The sequence below is a fragment of the Streptomyces sp. NPDC001599 genome (assembly GCF_042893535.1).
GTDB lineage: Bacteria > Actinomycetota > Actinomycetes > Streptomycetales > Streptomycetaceae > Streptomyces.
On record NZ_JBIAVA010000005.1, the window covers coordinates 192,521 to 214,464 of the forward strand.

19 protein-coding genes are annotated in these 21,944 nt (G+C 72.4%); 9 read left to right on the forward strand and 10 right to left on the reverse strand.

Annotated features, from left to right (window positions below):
- Window positions 1-123: 123 nt before the first annotated feature.
- From ACFYZ3_RS15710 to ACFYZ3_RS15720, 3 genes are read right to left on the reverse strand one after another with little or no spacing between them, the layout of a single operon-like run.
- Window positions 124-987: a sugar phosphate isomerase/epimerase family protein gene (locus ACFYZ3_RS15710; RefSeq protein ID WP_388517241.1), complete on the reverse strand. Its 864-nt coding sequence runs from the start codon at window positions 985-987 to the stop codon at window positions 124-126.
- A complete protein-coding gene (locus ACFYZ3_RS15715; RefSeq protein WP_388517243.1) occupies window positions 984-2,159 on the reverse strand; it encodes a dihydrodipicolinate synthase family protein in 1,176 nt (391 codons plus the stop codon). The genes ACFYZ3_RS15710 and ACFYZ3_RS15715 overlap by 4 nt, the downstream gene beginning before the upstream one ends.
- Window positions 2,156-3,307, reverse strand: coding sequence for a Gfo/Idh/MocA family protein (locus ACFYZ3_RS15720; RefSeq protein WP_388517245.1), 1,152 nt, complete (start codon window positions 3,305-3,307; stop codon window positions 2,156-2,158). The genes ACFYZ3_RS15715 and ACFYZ3_RS15720 overlap by 4 nt, the downstream gene beginning before the upstream one ends.
- Before the next feature lie 217 nt (window positions 3,308-3,524).
- Between ACFYZ3_RS15720 and ACFYZ3_RS15725 the strand changes: the two genes are divergently transcribed.
- Window positions 3,525-4,571: a LacI family DNA-binding transcriptional regulator gene (locus ACFYZ3_RS15725; RefSeq protein WP_361000168.1), complete on the forward strand. Its 1,047-nt coding sequence runs from the start codon at window positions 3,525-3,527 to the stop codon at window positions 4,569-4,571.
- 204 nt (window positions 4,572-4,775) lie between these two features.
- Entirely contained in the window at window positions 4,776-5,576 is an 801-nt protein-coding gene (locus ACFYZ3_RS15730) for a sugar phosphate isomerase/epimerase family protein (protein WP_388517247.1), read from the forward strand.
- On the opposite strand, the gene ACFYZ3_RS15735 is transcribed toward ACFYZ3_RS15730, so the two are convergent.
- Window positions 5,560-6,201, reverse strand: coding sequence for a GNAT family N-acetyltransferase (locus ACFYZ3_RS15735; protein ID WP_388517249.1), 642 nt, complete (start codon window positions 6,199-6,201; stop codon window positions 5,560-5,562). The genes ACFYZ3_RS15730 and ACFYZ3_RS15735 overlap by 17 nt on opposite strands.
- The gene (locus ACFYZ3_RS15740) at window positions 6,198-7,136 is read right to left on the reverse strand and encodes an EamA family transporter (protein ID WP_388517251.1); all 939 of its coding nucleotides are present in this window, start codon (window positions 7,134-7,136) and stop codon (window positions 6,198-6,200) included. Before ACFYZ3_RS15740 ends, ACFYZ3_RS15735 begins: the two co-directional genes overlap by 4 nt.
- Before the next feature lie 152 nt (window positions 7,137-7,288).
- On the opposite strand from ACFYZ3_RS15740, the gene ACFYZ3_RS15745 reads away from it, so the two are divergent.
- The 3 genes from ACFYZ3_RS15745 (at window position 7,289) to ACFYZ3_RS15755 (ending at window position 11,047) form a co-directional block, all read left to right on the forward strand.
- A complete protein-coding gene (locus ACFYZ3_RS15745) occupies window positions 7,289-8,230 on the forward strand; it encodes a LysR family transcriptional regulator (RefSeq protein WP_388517866.1) in 942 nt (313 codons plus the stop codon).
- Window positions 8,231-8,425: 195 nt separating this feature from the next.
- Window positions 8,426-10,273, forward strand: coding sequence for a glycoside hydrolase family 3 protein (locus ACFYZ3_RS15750; protein WP_388517262.1), 1,848 nt, complete (start codon window positions 8,426-8,428; stop codon window positions 10,271-10,273).
- Window positions 10,274-10,411: 138 nt separating this feature from the next.
- Window positions 10,412-11,047 (forward strand): hypothetical protein, encoded by a 636-nt coding sequence (locus ACFYZ3_RS15755; RefSeq protein WP_388517264.1) that lies wholly within the window; start codon window positions 10,412-10,414, stop codon window positions 11,045-11,047.
- Window positions 11,048-11,084: 37 nt separating this feature from the next.
- Here the strand turns inward: ACFYZ3_RS15755 and ACFYZ3_RS15760 are convergent, their stop codons facing one another.
- The 4 genes from ACFYZ3_RS15760 to ACFYZ3_RS15775 form a co-directional block, all read right to left on the reverse strand.
- The gene (locus tag ACFYZ3_RS15760; RefSeq protein WP_361000150.1) at window positions 11,085-12,509 is read right to left on the reverse strand and encodes a S28 family serine protease; all 1,425 of its coding nucleotides are present in this window, start codon (window positions 12,507-12,509) and stop codon (window positions 11,085-11,087) included.
- A gap of 63 nt (window positions 12,510-12,572) precedes the next feature.
- Window positions 12,573-12,965, reverse strand: coding sequence for a hypothetical protein (locus ACFYZ3_RS15765; protein WP_388517267.1), 393 nt, complete (start codon window positions 12,963-12,965; stop codon window positions 12,573-12,575).
- 96 nt (window positions 12,966-13,061) lie between these two features.
- Window positions 13,062-16,793 (reverse strand): ABC transporter ATP-binding protein, encoded by a 3,732-nt coding sequence (locus ACFYZ3_RS15770; RefSeq protein WP_388517270.1) that lies wholly within the window; start codon window positions 16,791-16,793, stop codon window positions 13,062-13,064.
- A gap of 100 nt (window positions 16,794-16,893) precedes the next feature.
- Window positions 16,894-17,889 (reverse strand): esterase-like activity of phytase family protein, encoded by a 996-nt coding sequence (locus tag ACFYZ3_RS15775; RefSeq protein ID WP_388517273.1) that lies wholly within the window; start codon window positions 17,887-17,889, stop codon window positions 16,894-16,896.
- 90 nt (window positions 17,890-17,979) lie between these two features.
- Here ACFYZ3_RS15775 and ACFYZ3_RS15780 point away from each other — a divergent pair, with 90 nt between their 5' ends.
- The 4 genes from ACFYZ3_RS15780 to ACFYZ3_RS15795 all read left to right on the forward strand — a co-directional run bounded on the left by ACFYZ3_RS15780 (window position 17,980) and on the right by ACFYZ3_RS15795 (window position 21,331).
- Window positions 17,980-18,354 carry a hypothetical protein gene (locus ACFYZ3_RS15780; RefSeq protein ID WP_388517276.1) on the forward strand — a complete coding sequence of 125 codons (375 nt, stop codon included), beginning with the start codon at window positions 17,980-17,982 and terminating at the stop codon, window positions 18,352-18,354.
- Between the two features lie 174 nt (window positions 18,355-18,528).
- Entirely contained in the window at window positions 18,529-19,335 is an 807-nt protein-coding gene (locus ACFYZ3_RS15785; protein ID WP_388517278.1) for an SDR family oxidoreductase, read from the forward strand.
- 26 nt (window positions 19,336-19,361) lie between these two features.
- Window positions 19,362-20,249 (forward strand): helix-turn-helix transcriptional regulator, encoded by an 888-nt coding sequence (locus ACFYZ3_RS15790; protein ID WP_388517281.1) that lies wholly within the window; start codon window positions 19,362-19,364, stop codon window positions 20,247-20,249.
- A gap of 272 nt (window positions 20,250-20,521) precedes the next feature.
- Complete coding sequence (locus ACFYZ3_RS15795; RefSeq protein WP_388517284.1) at window positions 20,522-21,331, forward strand: endonuclease I family protein; 810 nt, start codon at window positions 20,522-20,524, stop codon at window positions 21,329-21,331.
- Window positions 21,332-21,337: 6 nt separating this feature from the next.
- Here ACFYZ3_RS15795 and ACFYZ3_RS15800 read toward each other — a convergent pair whose 3' ends face one another.
- Window positions 21,338-21,934 (reverse strand): NADPH-dependent FMN reductase, encoded by a 597-nt coding sequence (locus ACFYZ3_RS15800; RefSeq protein ID WP_388517287.1) that lies wholly within the window; start codon window positions 21,932-21,934, stop codon window positions 21,338-21,340.
- Window positions 21,935-21,944 lie beyond the last annotated feature (10 nt).

Below are 21,944 nucleotides of genomic sequence, written 5' to 3' on the forward strand. Positions count from 1 at the left end.
GGGCCCTCTCGGGTCCCCACCCCTTCAGAACTCCGTGGATTTTCCCCCCCGGGTACTCCCACGGGTGTTCCGATGCCAAGTACGACCCGCCACAGGGCGGAAGGGTTGCACGGGTCGCCGGAATTATTTTCCGGGCGGCGTGTCCGCGGAGTCTCCCGCGTGCGCGGCGAACCGGGCCGCCGTCTCGGCGAGCACCTCCCGTCCGTCCCGCGCCCACAGTCCCTCGTTGAACAGCTCGACCTCGATGGCGCCGCTGTATCCGGCCGCCTCGACGTACCCCTTCCACTCCCGCATGTCGATCGCGCCGTCCCCGATCTGGCCGCGGCCGTTGAGGACGCCCTCGGGCAGCGGGGTCGTCCAGTCGGCGAGCTGGAAGGTGTGGATGCGGCCGCCCGCACCGGCCCGGGCGATCTGCTCGGGCGCCCGGTCGTCCCACCAGATGTGGTACGTGTCGACGGTGACGCCGACCTGCTGGGCCGGGAAGCGTTCGGCGAGGTCCAGGGCCTGGGTGAGGGTGGAGACCACGCAGCGGTCGGCGGCGTACATGGGGTGGAGCGGTTCGATGGCGAGGCGTACGCCGTGCTGCTCGGCGTAGGGGCCCAGCTCCGCCAGCGCGTCGGCGATGCGTTCGCGGGCGGCGCGCAGGTCCTTGTCGCCCGCGGGGAGGCCGCCCGAGACCAGGACGAGGGTGTCGGTGCCGAGGGCGGCGGCCTCGTCGACGGCTCGGCGGTTGTCGGCGAGGGCCTTCGCGCGTTCGTCGGCGTCGACGGCCGTGAGGAAGCCGCCGCGGCACAGGGTGGTGACGGTCAGGCCCGCGTCGCGGACCAGCTTGGCGGCGGCCTCGACGCCGTAGGCCTGGACGGGTTCGCGCCACAGGCCGACGTTGCCGATGCCCAGTTCGCGGCAGGCGGCGGTCAGTTCGGGCAGGGAGAGCTGCTTGACCGTCATCTGGTTGATGCTGAAGCGCGTCAGGCCGGTGTCGCTCATCGGTTCACTCCGTACAGGGCGAGCAGGTTCCCCATGCGCTCCTCGGCCAGCTTGGGGTCGGGGAACAGGCCGAGTCCGTCGGCGAGTTCGTAGGCGCGGGCGAGGTGCGGCAGGGAGCGGGCCGACTGGAGGCCGCCGACCATCGTGAAGTGGCTCTGGTGGCCGGACAGCCAGGCCAGGAAGACCACGCCCGTCTTGTAGTAGCGGGTGGGCGCCTGGAAGAGGTGGCGGGAGAGTTCGACGGTGGGGTCGAGCAGGGCGCGGAAGCCGTCCGTGTCCCCCGTGTCCAGGACCCGCACCGCGTCCGCGGCCAGCGGGCCCAGCGGGTCGAAGATGCCGAGCAGGGCGTGGCTGAAGCCCTGCTCGTCACCCGCGATCAGCTCCGGGTAGTTGAAGTCGTCGCCGGTGTAGCAGCGCACGCCCCGCGGCAGGCGGCGGCGCAGGTCGATCTCGCGCTGCGCGTCCAGGAGGGAGACCTTGATGCCGTCGACCTTGTCGGGGTGGGCGGCGATGACCTCCAGGAAGGTGTCGGTCGCCGCGTCCAGGTCGGACGAGCCCCAGTAGCCCTCCAGGGCCGGGTCGAACATCGGGCCCAGCCAGTGCAGGATCACGGGTTCGGCGGCCTGGCGCAGGATATGGCCGTAGAGCTCCAGGTAGTCGTCCGGGCCCTTCGCGGTCGCGGCGAGGGCGCGGGAGGCCATCAGGATGGCCTGGGCGCCCGACTCCTCGACGACGGCGAGCTGTTCCTCGTAGGCCGACCGGACGTCCGCGAGGGTCGCCGTGGTCGCGGCGGTCGCGGTCAGCTGGTCCGTGCCGACGCCGCAGGCGATGCGGCCGCCGGTCGCCTTCGCCTCGGCGGCGGAGCGGCGAATCAGTTCGGCCGCCGTGGGCCAGTCCAGGCCCATGCCGCGCTGGGCGGTGTCCATCGCCTCGGCGACGCCGAGTCCGTGCGACCACAGGTGGCGGCGGAAGGCGAGGGTGGCGTCCCAGTCGACGGCGGCGGGCCCGTCGGGGGTGGTGTCCGCGTACGGGTCGGCGACGACGTGCGCGGCCGAGAAGACCGTACGCGAGGTGAAAGCGCTTCCCGTGCTCGGCGGGGTGCGGTGCGACGGCTCCGGGCGGGGCTCGTAGGCGCGCAGGGTGCCGTCGGCGCTCGGCAGGTGGAGGGTCACAGCGCGATCTCCGGTACGTCGAGGCGGCGGCCCTCCGCCGAGGACTTCAGGCCCAGTTCCGCGAGCTGCACGCCACGGGCGCCGGCCAGCAGGTCCCACTGGTAGGGGGCGTCGGCGTAGACGTGCTTCAGGAACAGCTCCCACTGGGCCTTGAAGCCGTTGTCGAACTCGCCGTTGTCGGGGACCTCCTGCCACTGGTCGCGGAAGACCTCGGTGGCGGGGATGTCCGGGTTCCACACCGGCTTGGGGGTGGCGGAGCGGTGCTGGACGCGGCAGCCCCGCAGGCCCGCGACGGCGGAGCCCTCGGTGCCGTCGACCTGGAACTCGACCAGTTCGTCGCGGTTGACGCGGACCGCCCAGGAGGAGTTGATCTGCGCGATGGCGCCGCCGTCGAGTTCGAAGACGCCGTACGCGGCGTCGTCGGCGGTGGCGTCGTAGGGCTTGCCCTTCTCGTCCCAGCGCTCGGGGATGTGGGTGGCGGTGAGGGCCTGGACGGACCTCACCCGGCCGAACAGCTCGTGCAGGACGTACTCCCAGTGCGGGAACATGTCGACGACGATGCCGCCGCCGTCCTCGCTGCGGTAGTTCCAGGACGGGCGCTGCGCCTCCTGCCAGTCGCCCTCGAAGACCCAGTAGCCGAACTCGCCGCGCACGGACAGGATCCGCCCGAAGAAGCCGCCGTCGATGAGGCGCTTGAGCTTGAGCAGGCCGGGGAGGAAGAGCTTGTCCTGGACGACGCCGTGCTTGATGCCCTTGGCCCGGGCGAGGCGGGCGAGTTCCAGGGCGCCGTCCAGACCGGTGGCGGTGGGCTTCTCGGTGTAGATGTGCTTGCCCGCGGCGATCGCCTTCTTGATCGCCTCCTCGCGGGCCGAGGTCACCTGGGCGTCGAAGTAGATGTCGATGCCGTCGTCGGCCAGGACCGCGTCGAGGTCCGTGGAGACGTGGTCGAGTCCGTGGCGTTCGGCCAGCGCCCGCAGCGCGTGCTCGCGGCGGCCGACCAGGACCGGCTCCGGCCACAGCACGGTGCCGTCACCGAGGTCGAGGCCGCCCTGTTCGCGCAACGCCAGGATGGAGCGGACGAGGTGCTGGCGGTAACCCATGCGCCCGGTCACACCGTTCATGGCGATACGCACCGTCTTGCGTGTCACGTCATTCCCTTCGTACGAGCCATGCCGCAAGCCGCGGATCGAGCTCGAGCCGTACAGCAAGCGCTTTCTATGTAGAACGAAGCTAGCCTGTGAACGGTGGTCTGGACAAGACCGCGGTTCGGGTGAGTTGTTCGAGGGGGCGAACGACGGCGGGCGGTGGCCGTAAGGTCAGCCGGTACGGCGTTCGGCTCACACGCGCGATGCGGAGGACGAGGACATGACGGTGACACTGGCGGACGTGGCGGCCCGCGCCCAGGTCTCCCCCGCGACGGTGTCGCGCGTGCTGAACGGCAACTACCCGGTGGCCGCCTCCACCCGGGAGCGGGTGCTCAAGGCCGTCGACGAGCTGGACTACGTGCTCAACGGCCCCGCGAGCGCACTGGCGGCGGCCACGTCCGACCTGGTGGGCATCCTCGTCAACGACATCGCCGACCCCTTCTTCGGCATCATGGCCGGCGCCGTCCAGTCCGAGATCGGCGGCCCCGGCGGCAGAGCGGGCGGCGAGAGACTCGCCGTGGTCTGCAACACCGGCGGCACCCCGGAGCGCGAGCTGACCTACCTCACGCTGCTGCAACGGCAGCGCGCGGCGGCGGTCGTGCTGACCGGCGGCGCGATGGAGGACGAGACCCACCAGGCGGCCGTGGCGGCGAAGCTGCGCAGGCTCGTCGAGGCCGGGACGCGGGTGGTCCTGTGCGGACGGCCGCCGGCGCCGGACACCGGGGCGATCGCGCTCACCTTCGACAACCGCGGGGGCGGCCGGGAGCTGACCGAGCACCTGATCGGGCTCGGGCACCGGCGGCTCGGCTACATCGCGGGTCCGGAGGAACGGACCACGACGCGGCACCGGCTGGAGGGTCACCGCACCGCGCTCGCCGCGCACGGCATCGAGGAGGACCCGCGCTGGACGGTCCACGGCCGCTACGACCGGCAGGCCGGTTACGAGGCGACGCTGGAACTGCTGCGCAGGGACCCGACGCTGACCGCGGTCGTCGCCGCGAACGACACCGTCGCGCTGGGCGCGTGCGCGGCGCTGCGCGACTCGGGGCTGCGGATCCCGGACGACGTGTCCGTGGCCGGTTTCGACGACCTGCCGTTCAGCATCGACGCGGTGCCCGCGCTGACGACGGTCCGGCTGCCGCTGGCGGAGGCGGGGGCACGGGCGGGACGGGTGGCGATGGGGCGGGAGGACGCGCCGGTGGGCGGGATCGCGACGGTGCGGGGGGAGTTGATGGTACGGGGGTCCTCCGGAGGGCCGCGGTCTTGAACGGACCGTTGGTGTCGCGGTGGCCCCGTGTCGGTGTGGGCCGCCCTGGGGGCTGCGCCCCCAGACCCCCCTTCGGCCTGAACGGCCTCGTCCTCAAACGCCGGACGGGCTAGTGGTACCGACCGGCGTCCTCATGGGGGCGGGCCGAGATTTCCGGCCCGCGTCGACAGGTGAACCGCATGATCGCGGGTACGCTCCGTGGGCATGAAGCTGGCGTTCTCCACTCTCGGTGTTCCCGGACTGCCCCTGGCCGACGTGCTGGGGCTCGCGACCGCGCACGGCTACCACGGTGTCGAGCTGCGCGCCCACCCGGAGGAACCGGTCCATCCGGGCCTGGGTCCCGACGAACGGGCCGCGGTGGCGGCCGAGTTCAGGGCGGCCGGTGTCGAGCCGCTGGGGCTCGCGGGGTACGCGCGGGTCGCCGCGCCCGGGGACGACGAACCGGTCCTCGCCGAGATCCGCGGCCTGCTCGACCTCGCCCGCGACCTGGGCGCCCCGTACGTCCGGGTCTTCCCCGGCGGCGGCACCGAGCAGAGTGCCGAGGAGGCCGACGCGACGGCCGCCCGGCGGCTGGGCACCGCCGCCGAGTACGCCGCCGAGCGCGGCGTGAGCATCCTGCTGGAGACCCACGACTCGCACCGCACCGGCGCCGACGCGATGCGTGTCCTCGGCCCGGTCGGACACCTGCGGGCCGGCGCCCTGTGGGACGTGATGCACACCTGGCTGGGCGGCGAGCAGCCCTTCGACACCTACGCGGCGCTCTCCCCGCACCTCGGCTACGTCCAGGTCAAGGACATCGCCTCCGCCGAGGACACTACGCCGCTGGCGCTGGGCGCCGGGGTGCTGCCACTCACCGAGGTGGTGGACGTGCTGTCCCGGCACGGCTGGGACGGCTGGCTGTGCTGGGAGTACGAGAAGCGGTGGTACGAGTCGGCGGCCCCGCTGCCCGAGCTGCTGGGGCAGGGCCGCGAACACCTCGCCCGGCTGCTCACGGACGCGGCGTGAGGGCGGGCGCCGCCGCCCGGACCCGGTGCTCCAGCCGCTCCCGGCACTGCGGCCACTCCGCCGCCGTGATCGAGTAGATCGCGGAGTCGCGCAGCCGGCCCTCCTCGCCGGGCACCGAGGAGCGGGACCAGTTGCGCAGGACGCCCTCGAAGCGGGCGCCGGTCCTCTCGATCGCGGCGCGGGAGCGCCGGTTGCGGGCGTCGGTCTTGAGGTCGACGCGGGACACGGCCCAGACCTCGAAGGCGTGGCGGAACAGCAGCAGCTTGGCCTCGGCGTTGACACCCGTGCCCTGGGCGGAACGGGCCAGCCAGGTGAAGCCGACCTCGACGGCGTCGAGCACGTCGTCGGTGAGCCAGGAGCGGGGTTCCCAGTAGGAAGTGGTACCGACCGCGCGGCCGGTCGCGAGGGACACCTGCGCGTAGGGCGCCAGCCGTCCGGTGGCCGCCGTGGCCAGCTGGGTGTCGATGTAGGAGCCGACCTGGTCGGGCCTCGGCACCCACGTGAAGTCGTAGGTGCCCCGGTCCTCGCCCACCGCCGCCGCCAGGTCGGCCGCGTGCCGGTGGCTCAGCGGCTCCAGTCGTACCAGCGCGCCTTCGAGGACCGGGCTCTTCAGCGTGAATGTCACGCCACGGATTCTTCAGCCGGGGCGGGGGTCCGTCCAGCGAATTCCGGGGAGGTGCGGACGGTCGTCTCCGGCACGCGCCTGCGGGCGGGAGTCAGCGTCGTCAGCGCCACCCCGCCCACCAGCAGGGCCGCCGCGCACCAGCGCAGCGGGGTCACCGACTCGCCGAGGAAGAGGGCCGCCGAGGACATGCCGAAGACCGGCACCAGGAGGGAGAACGGCGCGACCGTCGAGGCGGGGTGACGGCGCAGCAGCCACCCCCAGGCACCGAAGCCGAAGACCGTCGAGACCCAGGCGACGAAGAGGATCGTGCCCGTCCCCTGCCAGTCCAGGGCGCGCAGGGCCGCGAGGTCCTCGGCGGGGCCCTCGGTGAGCAGGGAGAGGGCGAGCAGGGGCAGCACGGGGACGGTGGAGACCCACACCATGAAGTTCAGCGCGTCGGGCGGGGACGCCCTGCGGGTCAGGACGTTGGACACGCCCCACGCCGCCGCGGCGCCGATCACCATCAGGAACGCGCCCAGGGGGCCCGAGGTGCCCTCGTCGACCGCGGCCACGCCGATGCCGCCCAGTGCGACCAGCATGCCCAGGGCCTGGACGCGGGAGGGGCGTTCGCCGAGGACCGCCGCGGCGATCACCGCGGTGAACACCGCCTGGATCTGGAGGACGAGGGACGACAGTCCGGCGGGCATGCCCGCGTCCATGCCCACGAAGACCAGGCCGAACTTGGCCACGCCGAGCACCAGTCCCACCGCCACGATCCACTTCCAGGCGACCTTGGGACGGCCCACCAGGAACACGGCGGGCAGCGCGGCCGCCAGGAAGCGCAGGGCGGAGAAGAGGAGCGGCGGGAAGTGGTCGAGGCCGATCTCGATGACCGTGAAGTTCACGCCCCAGACGGCGGCGACGAGCACGGCGAGGAAGAGGTGGGAAGGTCGCATGCGTCGAGGATCGACCGAGAGGACCGTTCAGCACCAGCGATGATTGGTGCATGGTTGGATGAAGCACTGCTAATGCTTCGGCGGCGCTGCCGATGCTTTCCGGATCCGGATACGCCACCCCGCCGCCCCTCGTCTCGACCTCGGGAGCCGTCATGCTCGACCTCCAGCGCCTGCGCGCCCTGCACGCCGTGTCCGTGCACGGGACGGTCGGAGCGGCCGCCGCCGCGCTCGGGTTCACGCCGTCCGCCGTGTCGCAGCAGATCGCCAAGCTGGAGCGGGAGACCAGGACGGTGCTCCTGGAACGGGAGGGGCGCGGGGTCCGGCTCACCGACGAGGCCTGGCAACTCGTCCAGGCGGCGGCGGAGTTGCTGGCCATCGTGGAGCGGGCGGAGACCCGGCTGGAGGAGCGGCGCGGGGTGCCGTCGGGGCGGCTGACCATCGCCGCGTTCGCGTCGGCGGCGCGTGGACTGCTGCCGTCCGTCCTCGCCGACCTGGCGGTACGGCATCCCGGGCTGGACGCGCGGCTCACCGAGGTCGACCCGCACCTGTCCGTGGACCTGGTGGCCAAGGGCGCCGTGGACCTGGTGGTGGCCCACGACTGGGACATCGCCCCGCTCCCGGCACCGGCCGGGGTGGAGCAGGCGCCGGTCGGCGAGGACCTGTGCGACCTGCTGGTGCCCGAGGGCCACCGGTTCGCGGGCCGGACGGCCGTACGGCGGGACGAGCTGGGCGGGGAGCGGTGGATCTGCCAGCCGCCGGGACGGGTCTGCCACGACTGGCTGATGCGCACGCTGCGGGGCGCCGGCCACGAGCCGGACATCGTCCACCAGGCGGACGAGAACCCGACCCTCGTCGCGCTGGTCGCGGCCGGCCTCGGCGTCGCCCTCATCCCCCGGCTGGGGCGCGGCCCGCTCCCGGCGGGAGTGGTGGAGGTGCCGCTCGACCCGATGCCGGTACGGCGGCTGTACGCCCTGTGGCGCACGGGCGCGGCCCGCCGCCCGGCCATCGCGGAAACGGTCCGCACGCTCCGGGCCCACTGGCCGACGGTCGCGGCCCGCACCAGCCCGCCACGCCAGGCCGCCGCCCGCGTCTGACCCCGCACCGGCCGCACGCCCGGCGGGCCCTCAGAGAGCAGGCGCCTTCTAAGCGCTTGGCCGCACTCACGGCCCCCGGCGGGCGCCTCGCCTCGCTTCGGGCGACTCCTGTGCGGTCCCTTGACTGGCAGAAACTTCCCGGATATTGGTGACTCCTTGGCAGTTTCCTTCACCAGCTCTCCGGAAGGAGCGCACGTGCACCACAGCAGCACGGCCGGCACGGGAAGCACCGCACAGCCCTCCAGACGTACCGTCCTCACCGCCACCGCGGTCGTCACCGCGGCCCTCGCGGCCGGGGGCGGTACGGCCCACGCCGACGCCCGCAGGCCCGACGACGACAAGCTCCGCGGCCTGATCTCCCGCATGACGCTGGAGGAGAAGGTCGGGCAGCTCTTCGTCATGCGGGTCTACGGCCACTCCGCCACCGACCCCGACCAGGCCGACATCGACGCCAACCTCGAGGAGATCGGCGTCCGCACCGCCGCCGAGCTGGTCGCCAGGTACCGGGTCGGCGGCATCATCTACTTCGCCTGGGCGCACAACACCCGCGACCCGCACCAGATCGCCGACCTGTCCAACGGCATCCAGAAGGCCTCCCTGGAGCAGCCGCGCGGTCTGCCCGTGCTCATCTCGACCGACCAGGAGCACGGCATAGTGGCCCGCGTGGGCGAGCCCGCCACCCTCTTCCCGGGCGCGATGGCCGTCGGGGCGGGCGGGTCGCGGTCCGACGCCCGTACGCTGGGCCGGATCGCGGGCGCCGAGCTGCACGCCCTGGGCATCCGCCAGGACTACTCCCCCGTCGCCGACGTGAACGTCAACCCGGCCAACCCGGTGATCGGCGTACGGTCCTTCGGCGCCGACCCGGACGCCGTGGCGGGGCTCGTGGCGGCCGAGGTGACGGGGTACCAGCGGTCCGGGGTGGCCGCGTGCGCCAAGCACTTCCCCGGGCACGGCGACACCGCGACCGACAGCCACACCGGCTTCCCGGTCATCACGCACAGCCGCGAGCAGTGGGAGGAGCTGGACGCACCGCCCTTCCGCGCGGCGATCGAGGCCGGCATCGACGCCATCATGACCGCCCACCTGATGGTCCCGGCGCTCGACGACTCCGGCGACCCGGCCACCCTCTCGCGTCCCATCCTCACCGGCATCCTGCGCGAGGAGCTGGGCTACGACGGGGTCGTGGTCACCGACTCCCTCGGCATGGAGGGCGTACGGACGAAGTACGGCGACGCGCGGGTGCCGGTGCTGGCGCTGAAGGCCGGTGTCGACCAGCTGCTCAACCCGCCGGACCTGCCGCTCGCCTGGAACGCCGTCCTGACGGCCGTACGGGAGGGCGAACTGACCGAGGCGCGGCTGGACGAATCGATCCTGCGCGTGCTGCGGCTGAAGGCCAAGCTGGGGCTGTTCCGGGACGCGTACACCAGCCGCCGGGACGTCGACCGGACCGTCGGCACCCGGGCGCACCTGGCCGCGGCCGACCGGATCGCGGAGCGGACCACGACACTGCTGGTCAACGAGGAGCGGCTGCTGCCGCTTTCGCGCCGCGAACACCGCAGGCTGCTGGTGGTGGGCGCCGATCCGGCCTCGCCGTCGGGGACGACCGGGCCGCCCACCGGTGTGCTCGCGGGCGCGCTGGCGGAGCTGGGCTTCACCGCCACCGCCCTGTCCACCGGCACCGCACCCTCCGCCGCCCTGATCGACCGCGCCGTCGCGGCGGCCGGGGACGCCGACGCGGTGGTCGTCGCCACGTACAACGTGACCGCGGGCAGCAGCCAGCGCACCCTGGTCACTCGGCTGCTGGAGACCGGGAAGCCAATCGTCGCGGTCGCCGTCCGCAACCCCTACGACGTCGCCCAGCTCCCCGGCGTCCCCGCCTTCCTCGCCGCGTACTCCTGGACCGACGTGGAGGTACGGGCGGCGGCCCGGGTGATCGCCGGTCGGGCGCGGCCGCGCGGGAAGCTGCCGGTCCCGGTGGTACGCGCGGACGACCCGGACACGGTGCTCCTCCCGCTCGGACACGGGCTGACCTACCGGTCGTAGCCCGGTCGTAGCCCGGTCGTAGCGCGGGCTACGGCACGCGCCGGGGGCGCCCTCCTCGCCCGTGCGCAAAGCCTCCCGCGCGTCTGGCGTGCGCCCGCTCCGGCGGGCCACGCTGGACCGGGATCCGGGGGGACGACGATGCGTGAGCGACGGGCTGCGGGGGTGCACGCCCCGCTGTGTGCCCTGCTGTGTGCCGTGGTGTGTGCCGTGCTGCTGACGGGCTGCCGGAGCCCGGGAGACCGGGGCCCGGCGGCGGACACCGCGGCGGCCGGGGTGCGGCCGTCCGGGTACGGGGCGGTGTTCCTGGCGGTGGGCGAGTGCAGTTCGTTCGGCGCCATCGCACCCACCGAGGTGCCCTGCGACAGCGAGCGGGCGGCGGCCCGGGTGGTGGCCCGGGAGGACGGCCGCGCGGGCAACGGCCCGCCGTGTCCCGCCACCACCGACTTCGTCCTGCACATCAGTGAGCGCCGGCCGTCCGCCGACGAGGACGGCGACGGGGCCGTACCCCGGGGCTACGCCTGCATGCGCGGGCTCCGGCCGCCGCATCCCGGCGATCCGGGCGGCGGGGGCGGCCCGCGCACCATCGTCGGCGACTGCGTCCAGGACGTCGGCGGCGGCCGGGTCCGCGAGGCGGCCTGCGACGGCGGCGGCGAGCGCACACCGCAGTTCAAGGTGGTCGAGGCGGTCGCCACCCGGGCGGACTGCCCGGCCTCGACCGGTCTGTACGTCCGGCTCGGCGGCGAGCGCCCGGTGGGCTGTGCCCGGCCGCTGTGAGCGGCCGGGCACAGTCACCGTGCCGAAGGAGCGGGCCCTACGGGCGCAGCGCCGGCTCGCGCTCGACGTCCCGCTGGTCCAGCCTGGCGTCGAACGTCGCCAGCGGCCTGGCCGCCGACGGGTTCTCCTGGACCTTGGCCGGGGCGACGCCCGCCCAGTCCAGGATGCGGGCCGTGGCCCGCGCCTTCTGGTCGGGCACCAGACCGGCCACGTTCGCACCGTGGTTCATGCCGGGCGCGGTCAGGACGTAGGAGTCGCGCGCGCCGTGGCCGAGGCGGAAGCGCTCGGCGCCCCACGGGTCGTTCTCGCCGTACACGAACAGCATGTGCCGGGCGTTGTGCCGCACCCAGGTGTCGACGTCCCGCATCGCCCACGGCTCGAACTTCATCGGGATCGAACGGGGCACGAAGTTGCGCGGCGGCTGGTAGCCGTAGCGGATGTACTTCTTCTCGATGTGCGGGAAGTGGATCGTCGGCGCGCCCAGCTGGGTGCCCGCCTGGTAGTAGTACGGCGTGTACGTCTCAAGGCCCTGGTCCGTGTAGGCGGAGAAGCCGGAGATCGTGTCGACGGAGCCCCAGATCGCCTCGTCGGTGGCGTTCTTCGCGTCGGCCGGGATGTCCGCGCAGTCGGCGAGGGTGCTGTACTGCCAGAAGCCCCACACGTAGTCGAGGACGACGGCCTCGTAGGCGCGGTCGAGGCTGCCGATGGTGTCGAAGGTGTAGCCGTTCTCGGCCGCGTACGCCGCGTACTTCTTCTCCAGCGGCGCCCGGCGCACCAGCGCCTCGCGCTGCACGCCGTTGAGCTTGTCGCGGCACTCCTCGGTGCCGACGCGGGCGAAGAAGCGGTCGTAGGCCGAGTCCTCCTTGTTCACCACGTCGTTGGGGGCGACGTAGGCGACGACGCCGTCCATGTCGCGCGGGTAGAAGCGCTCGTAGTAGGTGGCGGTCATGCCGCCCTTGGAGCCGCCGGTGGAGATCCAGTTCTCCGAGTAGATCGGCTTCAGCGCCTTGAAGATGCGGTGCTGGTCGCTGGCGGCCTGCCAGATGTCCAGCTTGGACCAGTCGGCCGGGGCGGGCCGGGACGGCGTGAAGTAGCGGTACTCCATGGAGACCTGGTTGCCGTCCACGATCTGGGTCGGCTCGCGCCGGCTGGGGTTCGTGGAGACGTTGTAGCCGCCGGTGTAGAAGACCGTCGGCCGGTTCACGTCCTTGTGCAGCACGGTGATCCGCTGCTGGAACGTGCCCTTGGACGGGTGCCGGTGGTCCACCGGCTGGGTGTAGTTGAGGACGAAGAAGCGGTAGCCGGTGTACGGCTTCTCCTCGATCAGGCTCATGCCCGGTATGGACAGCAGCCGGTCCTTGATGTCGACGGCCTTCGGCTCGGCGGCGGTGGCCGCCCCCGCCGTGCTGACGGTGCCTATGAGCACCACGAGCGCCAGCAGCCATCTGAGCGCCTTGCGCATGCACCCTCCCTGTGAAACTGATGTCCGCCGGAAGCTATCGGAGCAACTCCCGCGACACCAGAGTCAGCAGAGGATCCAGCCGGAGCCGACCGAGGACCTGGCCACCTTGCCGGTCACCCGCACGCAGCGGTTTCCGGCGTGCACGGTCACCGGTCCGGCGCGGTGGGCGAACCGGCCCGAGTCCACGACCGCCCGGCCGCCCCGGGCCTGCACGCCGACGGACATCTGCCGCTTGGTGCCCGGCTTCTTGGGGAGCGTGACGGCGCAGACGTAGCCGCCGCGTTTGTACACGAGGACGGACCCGGAGGAGAAGGACAGGGTGCGCACCTTGCGGCCGGCGCACCCCGTGGCGGCCTGTGCCTCCTGCGGCATCGCGACGGCGAGCAGCGCGGCGGCGCTCAGCACGGCCGTGCCGAGCGCCAGCCGACGGCGAGTTGCGGCACCGGCCCGGCCCACTGCGGTCCCCCTCCGTAGGGCGATCACTGACGACGTACGGATGTGACGTACGGATGTACGGACGCAGGACATGCGTCGCACGGTTGCGCGCACGCGTCAGTGGAGCGCGCCGACCGGCTCCTCGGGCTCGGCCGCGCCGACGAAGGTCCGCCACAGCCGCGCGTACCGTCCGTCGAGGGCCAGCAGTTCGTCGTGCGTGCCGTCCTCGGCGACCCGGCCGCCGTCCATGACGACGACCCGGTCAGCGCGGGCGGCCGTGGTCAGGCGGTGCGCGACGACGAGCGTCGTACGGCGTCCCGCGATGCGGTCGGTGGCCTGGTTGACCTGGGCCTCGGTGGCCAGGTCCAGGGCCGCCGTCGCCTCGTCGAGGAGCAGCACGTCCGGGTCGACCAGTTCGGCGCGGGCCAGCGCGATCAGCTGCCGCTGCCCGGCGGAGAGGTTGCGGCCCCGCTCGGCGACCTCGTGCAGGTAGCCGCCGGTGAGCGTGGCGATCATCTCGTGCGCGCCGACCGCCCGTGCCGCCGCCTCCACCTGGGCGTCGGTGGCGTCCGGACGCCCGTAGGCGATGGCGTCGCGGACGGTGCCGGGGAAGAGGTACGCCTCCTGCGGGACGACGCCGAGGCGGTGCCGGTAGGAGGTGAGGTCGAGGGCGCGCAGGTCCTGCCCGTCGACGGTGACCCGGCCGCCGGTCGGGTCGTAGAACCGGGCCACCAGCTTCACCAGGGTCGACTTGCCCGCGCCGGTCTGGCCGACGAAGGCGACGGTCTGCCCGGCGGGGATGCGCAGGTCGATGCCGGTGAGGGCTTCCTCGTCGTCGCCGTACTTGAAGTGCACGTCCTCGAACGCGATCTCGCCGCGCAGGGAGTCCACGTCGCGCGGCTTCTCGGGGGCCTTGGTCGAGGTCGGTTCGCGCAGCAGTTCCTGGATGCGGCCCAGCGAGACGGACGCCTGCTGGTAGCCGTCGAAGACCTGGGAGAGCTGCTGGACCGGTGCGAAGAACAGGTCGATGTAGAGCAGGTACGCCACCAGCGCACCGGTCGTCAGCGTCGCGTCGTCGATCCGGGCCCCGCCCACGACCAGCACCGCCGCGGCGGCGGCCGACGACAGCAGCTGCACGAACGGGAAGTAGATCGAGATCAGCCACTGTCCGCGGATGCGGGCCTGCCGGTAGCTGTCGCTGCGCTCGGCGAACCGCCGCCCGCCGTCCCGCTCGCGCCGGAAGGCCTGCACGATCCTGAGGCCCGCCACCGACTCCTGGAGGTCGGCGTTGACCGTGGACACGCGCTCGCGGGCCAGTTCGTAGGCCTTCACGCTGGCCTTGCGGAAGAAGTACGTGGCGATGATCAGTGGCGGCAGGGTCGCGAAGACGATCAGGGCGAGTTCGACGTCGATCACCAGCAGGGCGACCATGATGCCGAAGAAGGTGACGACCGAGACGAAGGCGGTGACGAGTCCGGTCTGGAGGAACGTCGACAGCGCGTCCACGTCCGTCGTCATCCGGGTCATGATCCGGCCGGTCAGCTCGCGCTCGTAGTAGTCGAGGCCGAGTCGCTGGAGCTGGGCGAAGATCTTCAGGCGGAGCGAGTACAGGATCCGCTCGCCGGTCCGCCCCGTCATGCGGATCTCGCCGGTCTGCGCCCCCCACTGGGCGAGTACGGCGAGCAGGCCGAGCAGCGAGGACGCCCACACCGCGCCGAGGGCGACCTGGGTGACGCCGTCGTCGATGCCGTTGCGGATCAGCACGGGCAGCAGCAGGCCCATGCCCGCGTCCACGGCCACCAGGGCGAGGCTGATCAGCAGCGGGGTGCGGAAGCCGCGCAGCAGACGCCGCAGGCCGTAGGAGGACTCGGGCCGTACCGCCCGCGTCTCGTCGATGTCCGGGGTGCCGTTCGCCGGGGGCAGCGCGTCGACCTGGGCGAGCAGCTCGGGGGTGGCCGGGGTGCCGGCGAGGGCGGTGTCCTTGGGCGCCCGGTCGCCGGTCCACAGCCGGGGCGTGACCCCGCGCTCGGCGTCGAACTCGGCGTCCAGCTCGTCGCGTACGGAGGTGTCCTCCGCCTTTTCGGCGGGGGGCGTGTGCCCCGGTGAGACGCCGCCCAGCTCGTCGGGGTCGGTGAGCAGGCGCCGGTAGAGGGCGGAGCGCTCCTGGAGCTCCTCGTGGGTGCCGAGGTCGGCGAGGCGGCCCCGGTCGAGCACGGCGATGCGGTCGGCGAGGCCCAGGGTGGAGCGGCGGTGGGCGATGAGGAGCGTGGTGCGGCCCCGCATGACCTGCTTCAGCGCCTCGTGGATCTCGTGCTCGACGCGGGCGTCCACGGCGGAGGTGGCGTCGTCCAGGACCAGCAGCCGGGGGTCGGTGAGGATCGCCCGGGCGAGCGCGACGCGCTGGCGCTGGCCGCCGGAGAGGGTCAGCCCGTGCTCGCCGACGGTCGTGTCGTAGCCGTCGGGCAGTTCGGTGATGAACCCGTGGGCCTGCGCGGCCCGCGCGGCGGCCTCGATCTCCTCGTCGGTGGCCTCCGGGCGGCCGTAGGCGATGTTGGCGCGGACGGTGTCGGAGAAGAGGAAGGAGTCCTCGGGCACCAGGCCGACGGCGGCCCGCAGCGAGTCCAGGGTCAGCTCGCGCACGTCGTGGCCGCCGACGAGGACGGCGCCGCGCGTCACGTCGTAGAAGCGCGGCAGGAGCAGCGAGACGGTGGACTTGCCGGAGCCGGAGGAGCCGACGACGGCGAGGGTCTCCCCGGCGCGGATCTCGAAGGAGAGCCCGTCGAGGACGGGCCGAGGCTCTCCGTCGCCCGTGTCGTAGCCGAAGGCGACGTCGTCGAACTCGACGGTCGCGGGCGCGTCGGCCGGCAGGGTCTTCGTGCCGTCCTCGATGCCCGGCTCGGTGTCGATCAGCTCCAGGACGCGCTCGGTGCCCGCCCGGGCCTGCTGGCCGACGGTGAGCACCATGGCGAGCATGCGGACCGGGCCGACGAGCTGGGCGAGGTAGGTGGAGAAGGCGACGAAGGTGCCGAGGGTGATGTGCCCGCGGACGGCCAGCCAGCCGCCGAGGGCGAGCATGGCGACCTGTCCGAGCGCGGGGACGGCCTGGAGGGCCGGGGTGTACGTGGCGTTCAGCCTGATCGTGCGCAGCCGCCCGGCGAAGAGCTTGCGCCCGACCTCCCTGAGCTTCCCGGTCTCCTGCTCCTCCTGCCCGAAGCCCTTCACCACGCGGACGCCGCTCACCGAGCCGTCGACCACCCCGGCGACGGCGGCGGCCTGCGCCTGCGCGTACCAGGTGGCGGGGTGCAGCCGGGTGCGGCTGCGGCGGGCGATGAACCACAGGGCGGGGGCGACGGCGAGTGCGACCAGGGTGAGCGGCAGGGACAGCCACGCCATGATCACCAGGGAGATCAGGAAGAGCAGGACGTTCCCGATGGTCATCGGGAGCATGAAGAGCAGGCCCTGGATCAGCTGGAGGTCGCTGGTCGCCCGCCCGACCACCTGCCCCGTGGACAGCTCGTCCTGCCGCCGCCCGTCGAGCCGGGTGATCGTCCCGTACATGTCGGTCCGCAGGTCGTGCTGGACGTCGAGGGCGAGCCGGCCGCCGTAGTACCGGCGGATGTAGGTCAGGACGTAGACGACGGCCGCGGCGCCGATCAGGAGACCGGCCCAGACGGCCATGTCCCTGGTCTTGTCGCCGATCACGTCGTCGATGATCACCTTGGTGATCAGGGGCACGAAGGCCATGACGGCCATGCCGCCCAGCGAGGCCCCCAGGGCGAGGACGACGTCCTTGGGGTTCCGCCAGGCGTACCCCGCCAGTCGTCGTACCCAGCCCCGTTGCGCGTCCACGCCGTGCCCTCCGGTCGGTCGTCCTGCTCACCTGATCTACCGGAAGGCACCAACACGGGCGAGCGGGGATTTCATCCCGCCGCAACAATCGGCCGGGTGATCAGGCGCGTACGCGGAGCCTGAGGAAGCGGGTGGTCTGTACGTCGTTCTGGTTGTCGTCGCTGACGACGAGGACCTCCGTACGCCCTCCGGAGCGGCCGGTCACGGCCATCCCCTCGAAGTTGTCGAGGAGGGGGTTGGGCTGGGGCTGCTCGGCCGTGGCGCCGAGGGACGGGCAGTCGGCGAGGTCGGCGAGGAGCCGCTTGTGGAGTGCGGTGCCGCGGCCGGGCCGGTCGGCCAGGTGGAGGCGGACCGTGTTGCCGACGCCGGCGGTGAAGCCCCGCTCCACGACGAGGAGGCGGCCGTCGGGGGTCGCGGTGACCTCGGAGACGCCGAGACCGGGGTCCGTCCGGTAGGTGTACCGAGCACCGAGCCGGAAGTCGCCGTGCCGCGTCCGCTGCCAGGTCTGGAAGCGGACCAGGTCGGCCGGATCGCCGTCGAGCGGGTACTCCATCGAGGCGAGCAGCGTCCGTCCGCCGGACACGAGGGTGAGCCCCTCGAAGCTCCCGTTGGCCCGGGCGCGGCCCTCGGGCGCCGTGCGGAGGTCGTCCGGCACGGGCAGGCGGCCGAGCAGCTCGCCGGCCGGGGAGTAGCGGCGGACGGACGGCTCGGTCTCGGAGGTGACGAGGTAGGTGCCGTCCCTGTCGGCGACCAGCCCCTCGGCGTCGAGGGCGGCGCCGTTCTCGTCGGCGAGCGTGACCACGCCGCGCGGCCGAAGGGTCCGCGCGTCCAGCCGGAACAGCTCCGAGCGGTCGGAGAGGGCGGCCAGGGAGCCGCGCCGGGCGGGAGCGAGGGCGGAGAGGTTGCCGACGTAGGTGCCGTCGTAGGTCGTCTTGTCGAGGACGTCGGTGAAGCCGGTGAGGGAGACGGAGGGCGAGCAGGCGTTCGCCTGATGTCTCTCCTGTGCGGCGGCCGGGCCCGCGGCGGTGAGGCAGCCGGCCGCCGCGAGGGCCGCGGTGAGGGTGGCGAGGGCGGTGCGGAGGGTTCTCGGGCGCATGCCGGTCACCCTAGGGCGGGGGGATGGACGGAAGTTGACCGCTTTTCGAAAGCTGGGATGCGGGAGCGTCGGGATGGCAAGTAATGCTCCATGCCAGAACAGAAGGAAAGCGGCCAGAGGCTGGCCGGGCGGCTGTACGCGACGCTGCGGGTGCTCAAGTTCATCGCGGATCCCGGCGGCACCCACAAGCCGACCGTGCGCGACGAGTTCAAGGACAAGGACAGTCCGCGCAGCCGGATCCAGGCCCTGAAGCTCGACCTCTTCGAAGACCTGGTGACCGCCGTCCAGAAGGGCCGGCACGCGAAGGCGATGGCCGAGGTGTTCGGCGCGATGCCCGCCATGGTGCCGTTGAAGGAAGGCGACCTGGGCCACAACCTCGGCGTGCGCGAACTGGCCGAGTTCAACGCGGGCTACCGCGCCCAGCTCACGACACTCAAGGAGGCCCTGCCCAAACTGCTCGACTGAGCCGCGCATCAGGGAAAGGGGTCCTCCCAGTACCTGGATCACCAGGAACTCCCAGCCGTCCGGAACGCCTGTCAGCCTCGTCGGGTCGAAAGCGCCGACAACGCTCCATGGACACAACTCCATGGACGCGACTGCACGGACACGACTCCACGGACACGCGAGGTACGGAGCCCCATGGCGGACAACCGATTCACCACTCACACGGACCTTTTCGATCTCAGTGGGAAGTACGCCCTCGTCACGGGCGGCACCAAGGGCATCGGCATGATGATCGCGCGCGGCCTGCTCCAGGCGGGCGCCCGCGTCGTCATCAGCTCACGCAAGGCGGACACGTGCGCGGAGGCACAGCAGTCGCTGTCCGCGTTCGGCGACGTTCGAGCCATCCCCGCCGACCTGTCCAGGCACGACGAGTGTCAGCGCCTCGCCGACCTTGTCACGACCGACTCGGAGCGGCTGGACATCCTGGTCAACAACGCGGGAGCGATGTGGCGCGAGCCGCTGGCGACCTTCCCGGACGAGGCCTGGGACACGGTGCTCGATCTCAACCTCAAGTCGCCGTTCTGGCTGGTGCAGGCGCTGCTCCCGGCGCTTCGCCGGGCGGGCACCACCGATGATCCCGCGCGGATCATCAACATCGGCAGCATCGCCGCCATCCACGTCGCCCAGTCGCCCAACTACTCGTACGCCGGCAGCAAGGCGGCACTCCATCAACTCACCAGAGTGCTTGCCAGGGAGCTGGGCCCACAGCACGTCACGGTGAACGCGGTGGCACCGGGAGTGTTCCCGTCACAGATGATGGCGGCCACGCTCGATGCCGTCGGCGACACGATCGCGGCGGCGACCCCGCTGCGCCGGCTCGGCCGCGACGACGACATGGCGGGTATCGCCGTGTTTCTCGCCGGCCGGGCCGGGTCCTACCTCAACGGCACCGTCATCCCGGTGGACGGCGGCATCGCGACCACCGCATCGGGGACCCCGTGACTCCGGGACGGGCTTACGGTGAGGGGATGACCACGAGCGACCCGCGCGCCGAGATCCGGGAGTTCCTCAGCTCGCGGCGCGCCCGCATCACACCCGAGAAGGCGGGCCTGCCCGCTTACGGCGGCAACCGCCGGGTCAAGGGCCTGCGCCGCGAGGAGGTGGCGCTGCTGGCGGGGGTGTCGGTCGACTACTACGTGCGCATGGAGCGCGGCAGTCTCGCCGGTGCCTCCGACGGCGTGCTCGACGCCTTGGCCTCGGCGTTGCGACTCGACGAGGCCGAGCGCGACCACCTGTTCCATCTCGCTCGCCGGTCCGCGGCGCCCGGCGGCCCGCGCCGGTCCGGGCCCGCCGTGACGGTGCGCTCGACGCTGCGGCAGGTGCTCGACGCGATCTCCGACGCACCGGCCTGGATCGGTAACGGCCGCTATGACGTGCTCGCCACGAATCGACTCGCTCGCGCGCTGTATGCACCGGTGCTGGCCGACCCGCGACGGCCCGCGAACACCGCGCGGTTCGTCTATCTGAACCCCGAGGCGGCCAGAGACTTCTTCGTCGACTACGACGAGATCACCGGTGACGTGGCCGCGAAGCTCCGCATGGAAGCCGGTCGCGATCCGCACGACGGCGAGCTGACCGCCCTGATCGGCGAACTGTCCACGCGCAGTGAGCTGTTCCGGCGGCGGTGGGCCTCTCAGGACGTGCGGCTGCACCGGTCCGGCCGCAAGCGTGTGCGCCATCCGGTCGTGGGCCGGTTCGACCTGGACGTCGAGTCGCTGGAACTGCCCGCCGAACCCGGCCTGCACCTCAACGTGTACACCGCGCCCGCGGGCACACCGACCGCCGACAATGTGGCGCTCCTGGCATCGTGGGCCGCCACCCAGCGTCTCGCCCCGTGGGCGGCCACTCCCGAGTGACCCCGGCGGCACCCACGGCTCGTTCTTCCTCGCCGTCGACAAGGCACCCCTCGCCCTGACGGTCAGGTCTGCGGGCCGTCCGCGACGGGCGGTTGCTTCCCCTGCCGGGTCCGGCGGCCTGCTTCGGGCTCGCCTTCTGCACCTCGCGTACCCGACCGACGCGGCACGGCGACCGTCACGCAATCGACACGCTCCGTACACCCGGCCTCCAACATGTCCATGTCACGCTCGTCCTACAACTCCGTTCGACACGCGTAGATCGGACACCCCACATGCTCGCGATACGCACCCGCCGCCGGAAGGCGACGGCCCTCGCCACGGCCGCCGCACTGGCCGCGGTCGCCGCACCCGCGCTGACCGCGACCCCGGCCACGGCGACGACCACGGCATCGGACTACGACTCGACGTACTACAAGGACGCGATCGGCAAGACCGGCACGAGCCTCAAGTCGTCCCTCCACACGATCATCAGCGACCAGACCAAGCTGTCGTACTCGGCGGTCTGGGACGCGCTCAAGGCCACCGACGAGGACCCGGACAACAGCGGCAACGTGATCCTGCTCTACTCGGGCGTCTCCCGCAGCAAGTCGCTCAACGGCGGCGACACCGGCGACTGGAACCGCGAGCACGTGTGGGCCAAGTCCCACGGCGACTTCGGCACCGCCACCGGCCCCGGCACCGACCTGCACCACCTGCGTCCCTCGGACGTCCGGGTCAACAGCGTCCGGGGCAACAAGGACTTCGACAACGGCGGCAGCGCGGTCAGCGAGGGCGGCGGCAGCCTCACCGACTCCGACTCCTTCGAACCCCGCGACGCCGTCAAGGGCGACGTGGCCCGCATGATCTTCTACATGGCGGTCCGCTACGAGGGCGGCGACGGCTTCGCCGACCTGGAGGTCAACGGCCAGGTCGACAACGGCAGCGACCCGTACATCGGCAAGCTCTCGGTGCTCAAGGAGTGGAACGACGAGGACCCGCCGGACGCCTTCGAGGAGCACCGCAACCAGGTCGTCTACGACGACTACCAGCACAACCGCAACCCGTTCGTCGACCACCCGGAGTGGGTGGAGTCGATCTGGTAGGCGGCGTCACGCCGGGTAGGGGGCGGCTTCACGGGCCGAGCGGAGCGCCCCCGCCCACCACGCGAGCTGCTCCAGCAGGGTCTTGGCGTATCCGGGGGCCGCGTCGTCGACCGGCTGTCCGTCCTGCCACGCGGTGAAGTAGTTCGGGAAGGCGAGTCCGTCGCGGATGGTCACCGCGTGCAGTTCGGTCAGCACGTTCTCCAGGTGGAGCACCGCGTGCCGGCCGCCCGCCGCACCTCCGTAGCTGACGAAGGCGACCGGCTTGGCCGTCCACTGGGTGAAGTGCCAGTCGATGGCCGCCTTCAGGGACGCCGGATAGCTGTGGTTGTACTCGGGCGTGACCACGACGAACGCGTCGGCGCTCTCCAGGGCCGAGGTGAGCGCGGCCATGCCGGCCGGTCGCGGGTAGGAGTCGCCGGCGTACTTGGGCGACTCCGCCGGCAGGGCGAGGGGGATGTCGATGTCGGCCAGGTCGACGACCTCCACCTCGAACCCGCCGTGCTGTACGGCCTGTTCGGCGACCCAGGCGCCCACCACGGGCCCGAACCGGCCCTCACGGACGCTTCCGACGACGATCACGAGCTTGTGCGTGTTGATGTCCATGCCGCCACTC

Bases quoted from the DNA above. Each gene is read 5' to 3' on its own strand.
- ACFYZ3_RS15710 (WP_388517241.1), bottom strand. From the start codon at position 987: ATGAGCGACACCGGCCTGACGCGCTTCAGCATCAACCAGATGACGGTC.
- ACFYZ3_RS15725 (WP_361000168.1), top strand. From the start codon at position 3,525: ATGACGGTGACACTGGCGGACGTGGCGGCCCGCGCCCAGGTCTCCCCC.
- ACFYZ3_RS15730 (WP_388517247.1), top strand. From the start codon at position 4,776: ATGAAGCTGGCGTTCTCCACTCTCGGTGTTCCCGGACTGCCCCTGGCC.
- ACFYZ3_RS15740 (WP_388517251.1), bottom strand. From the start codon at position 7,136: ATGCGACCTTCCCACCTCTTCCTCGCCGTGCTCGTCGCCGCCGTCTGG.
- ACFYZ3_RS15745 (WP_388517866.1), top strand. From the start codon at position 7,289: ATGCTCGACCTCCAGCGCCTGCGCGCCCTGCACGCCGTGTCCGTGCAC.
- ACFYZ3_RS15755 (WP_388517264.1), top strand. From the start codon at position 10,412: ATGCGTGAGCGACGGGCTGCGGGGGTGCACGCCCCGCTGTGTGCCCTG.
- ACFYZ3_RS15760 (WP_361000150.1), bottom strand. From the start codon at position 12,509: ATGCGCAAGGCGCTCAGATGGCTGCTGGCGCTCGTGGTGCTCATAGGC.
- ACFYZ3_RS15775 (WP_388517273.1), bottom strand. From the start codon at position 17,889: ATGCGCCCGAGAACCCTCCGCACCGCCCTCGCCACCCTCACCGCGGCC.
- ACFYZ3_RS15780 (WP_388517276.1), top strand. From the start codon at position 17,980: ATGCCAGAACAGAAGGAAAGCGGCCAGAGGCTGGCCGGGCGGCTGTAC.
- ACFYZ3_RS15785 (WP_388517278.1), top strand. From the start codon at position 18,529: ATGGCGGACAACCGATTCACCACTCACACGGACCTTTTCGATCTCAGT.
- ACFYZ3_RS15790 (WP_388517281.1), top strand. From the start codon at position 19,362: ATGACCACGAGCGACCCGCGCGCCGAGATCCGGGAGTTCCTCAGCTCG.
- ACFYZ3_RS15795 (WP_388517284.1), top strand. From the start codon at position 20,522: ATGCTCGCGATACGCACCCGCCGCCGGAAGGCGACGGCCCTCGCCACG.
- ACFYZ3_RS15800 (WP_388517287.1), bottom strand. From the start codon at position 21,934: ATGGACATCAACACGCACAAGCTCGTGATCGTCGTCGGAAGCGTCCGT.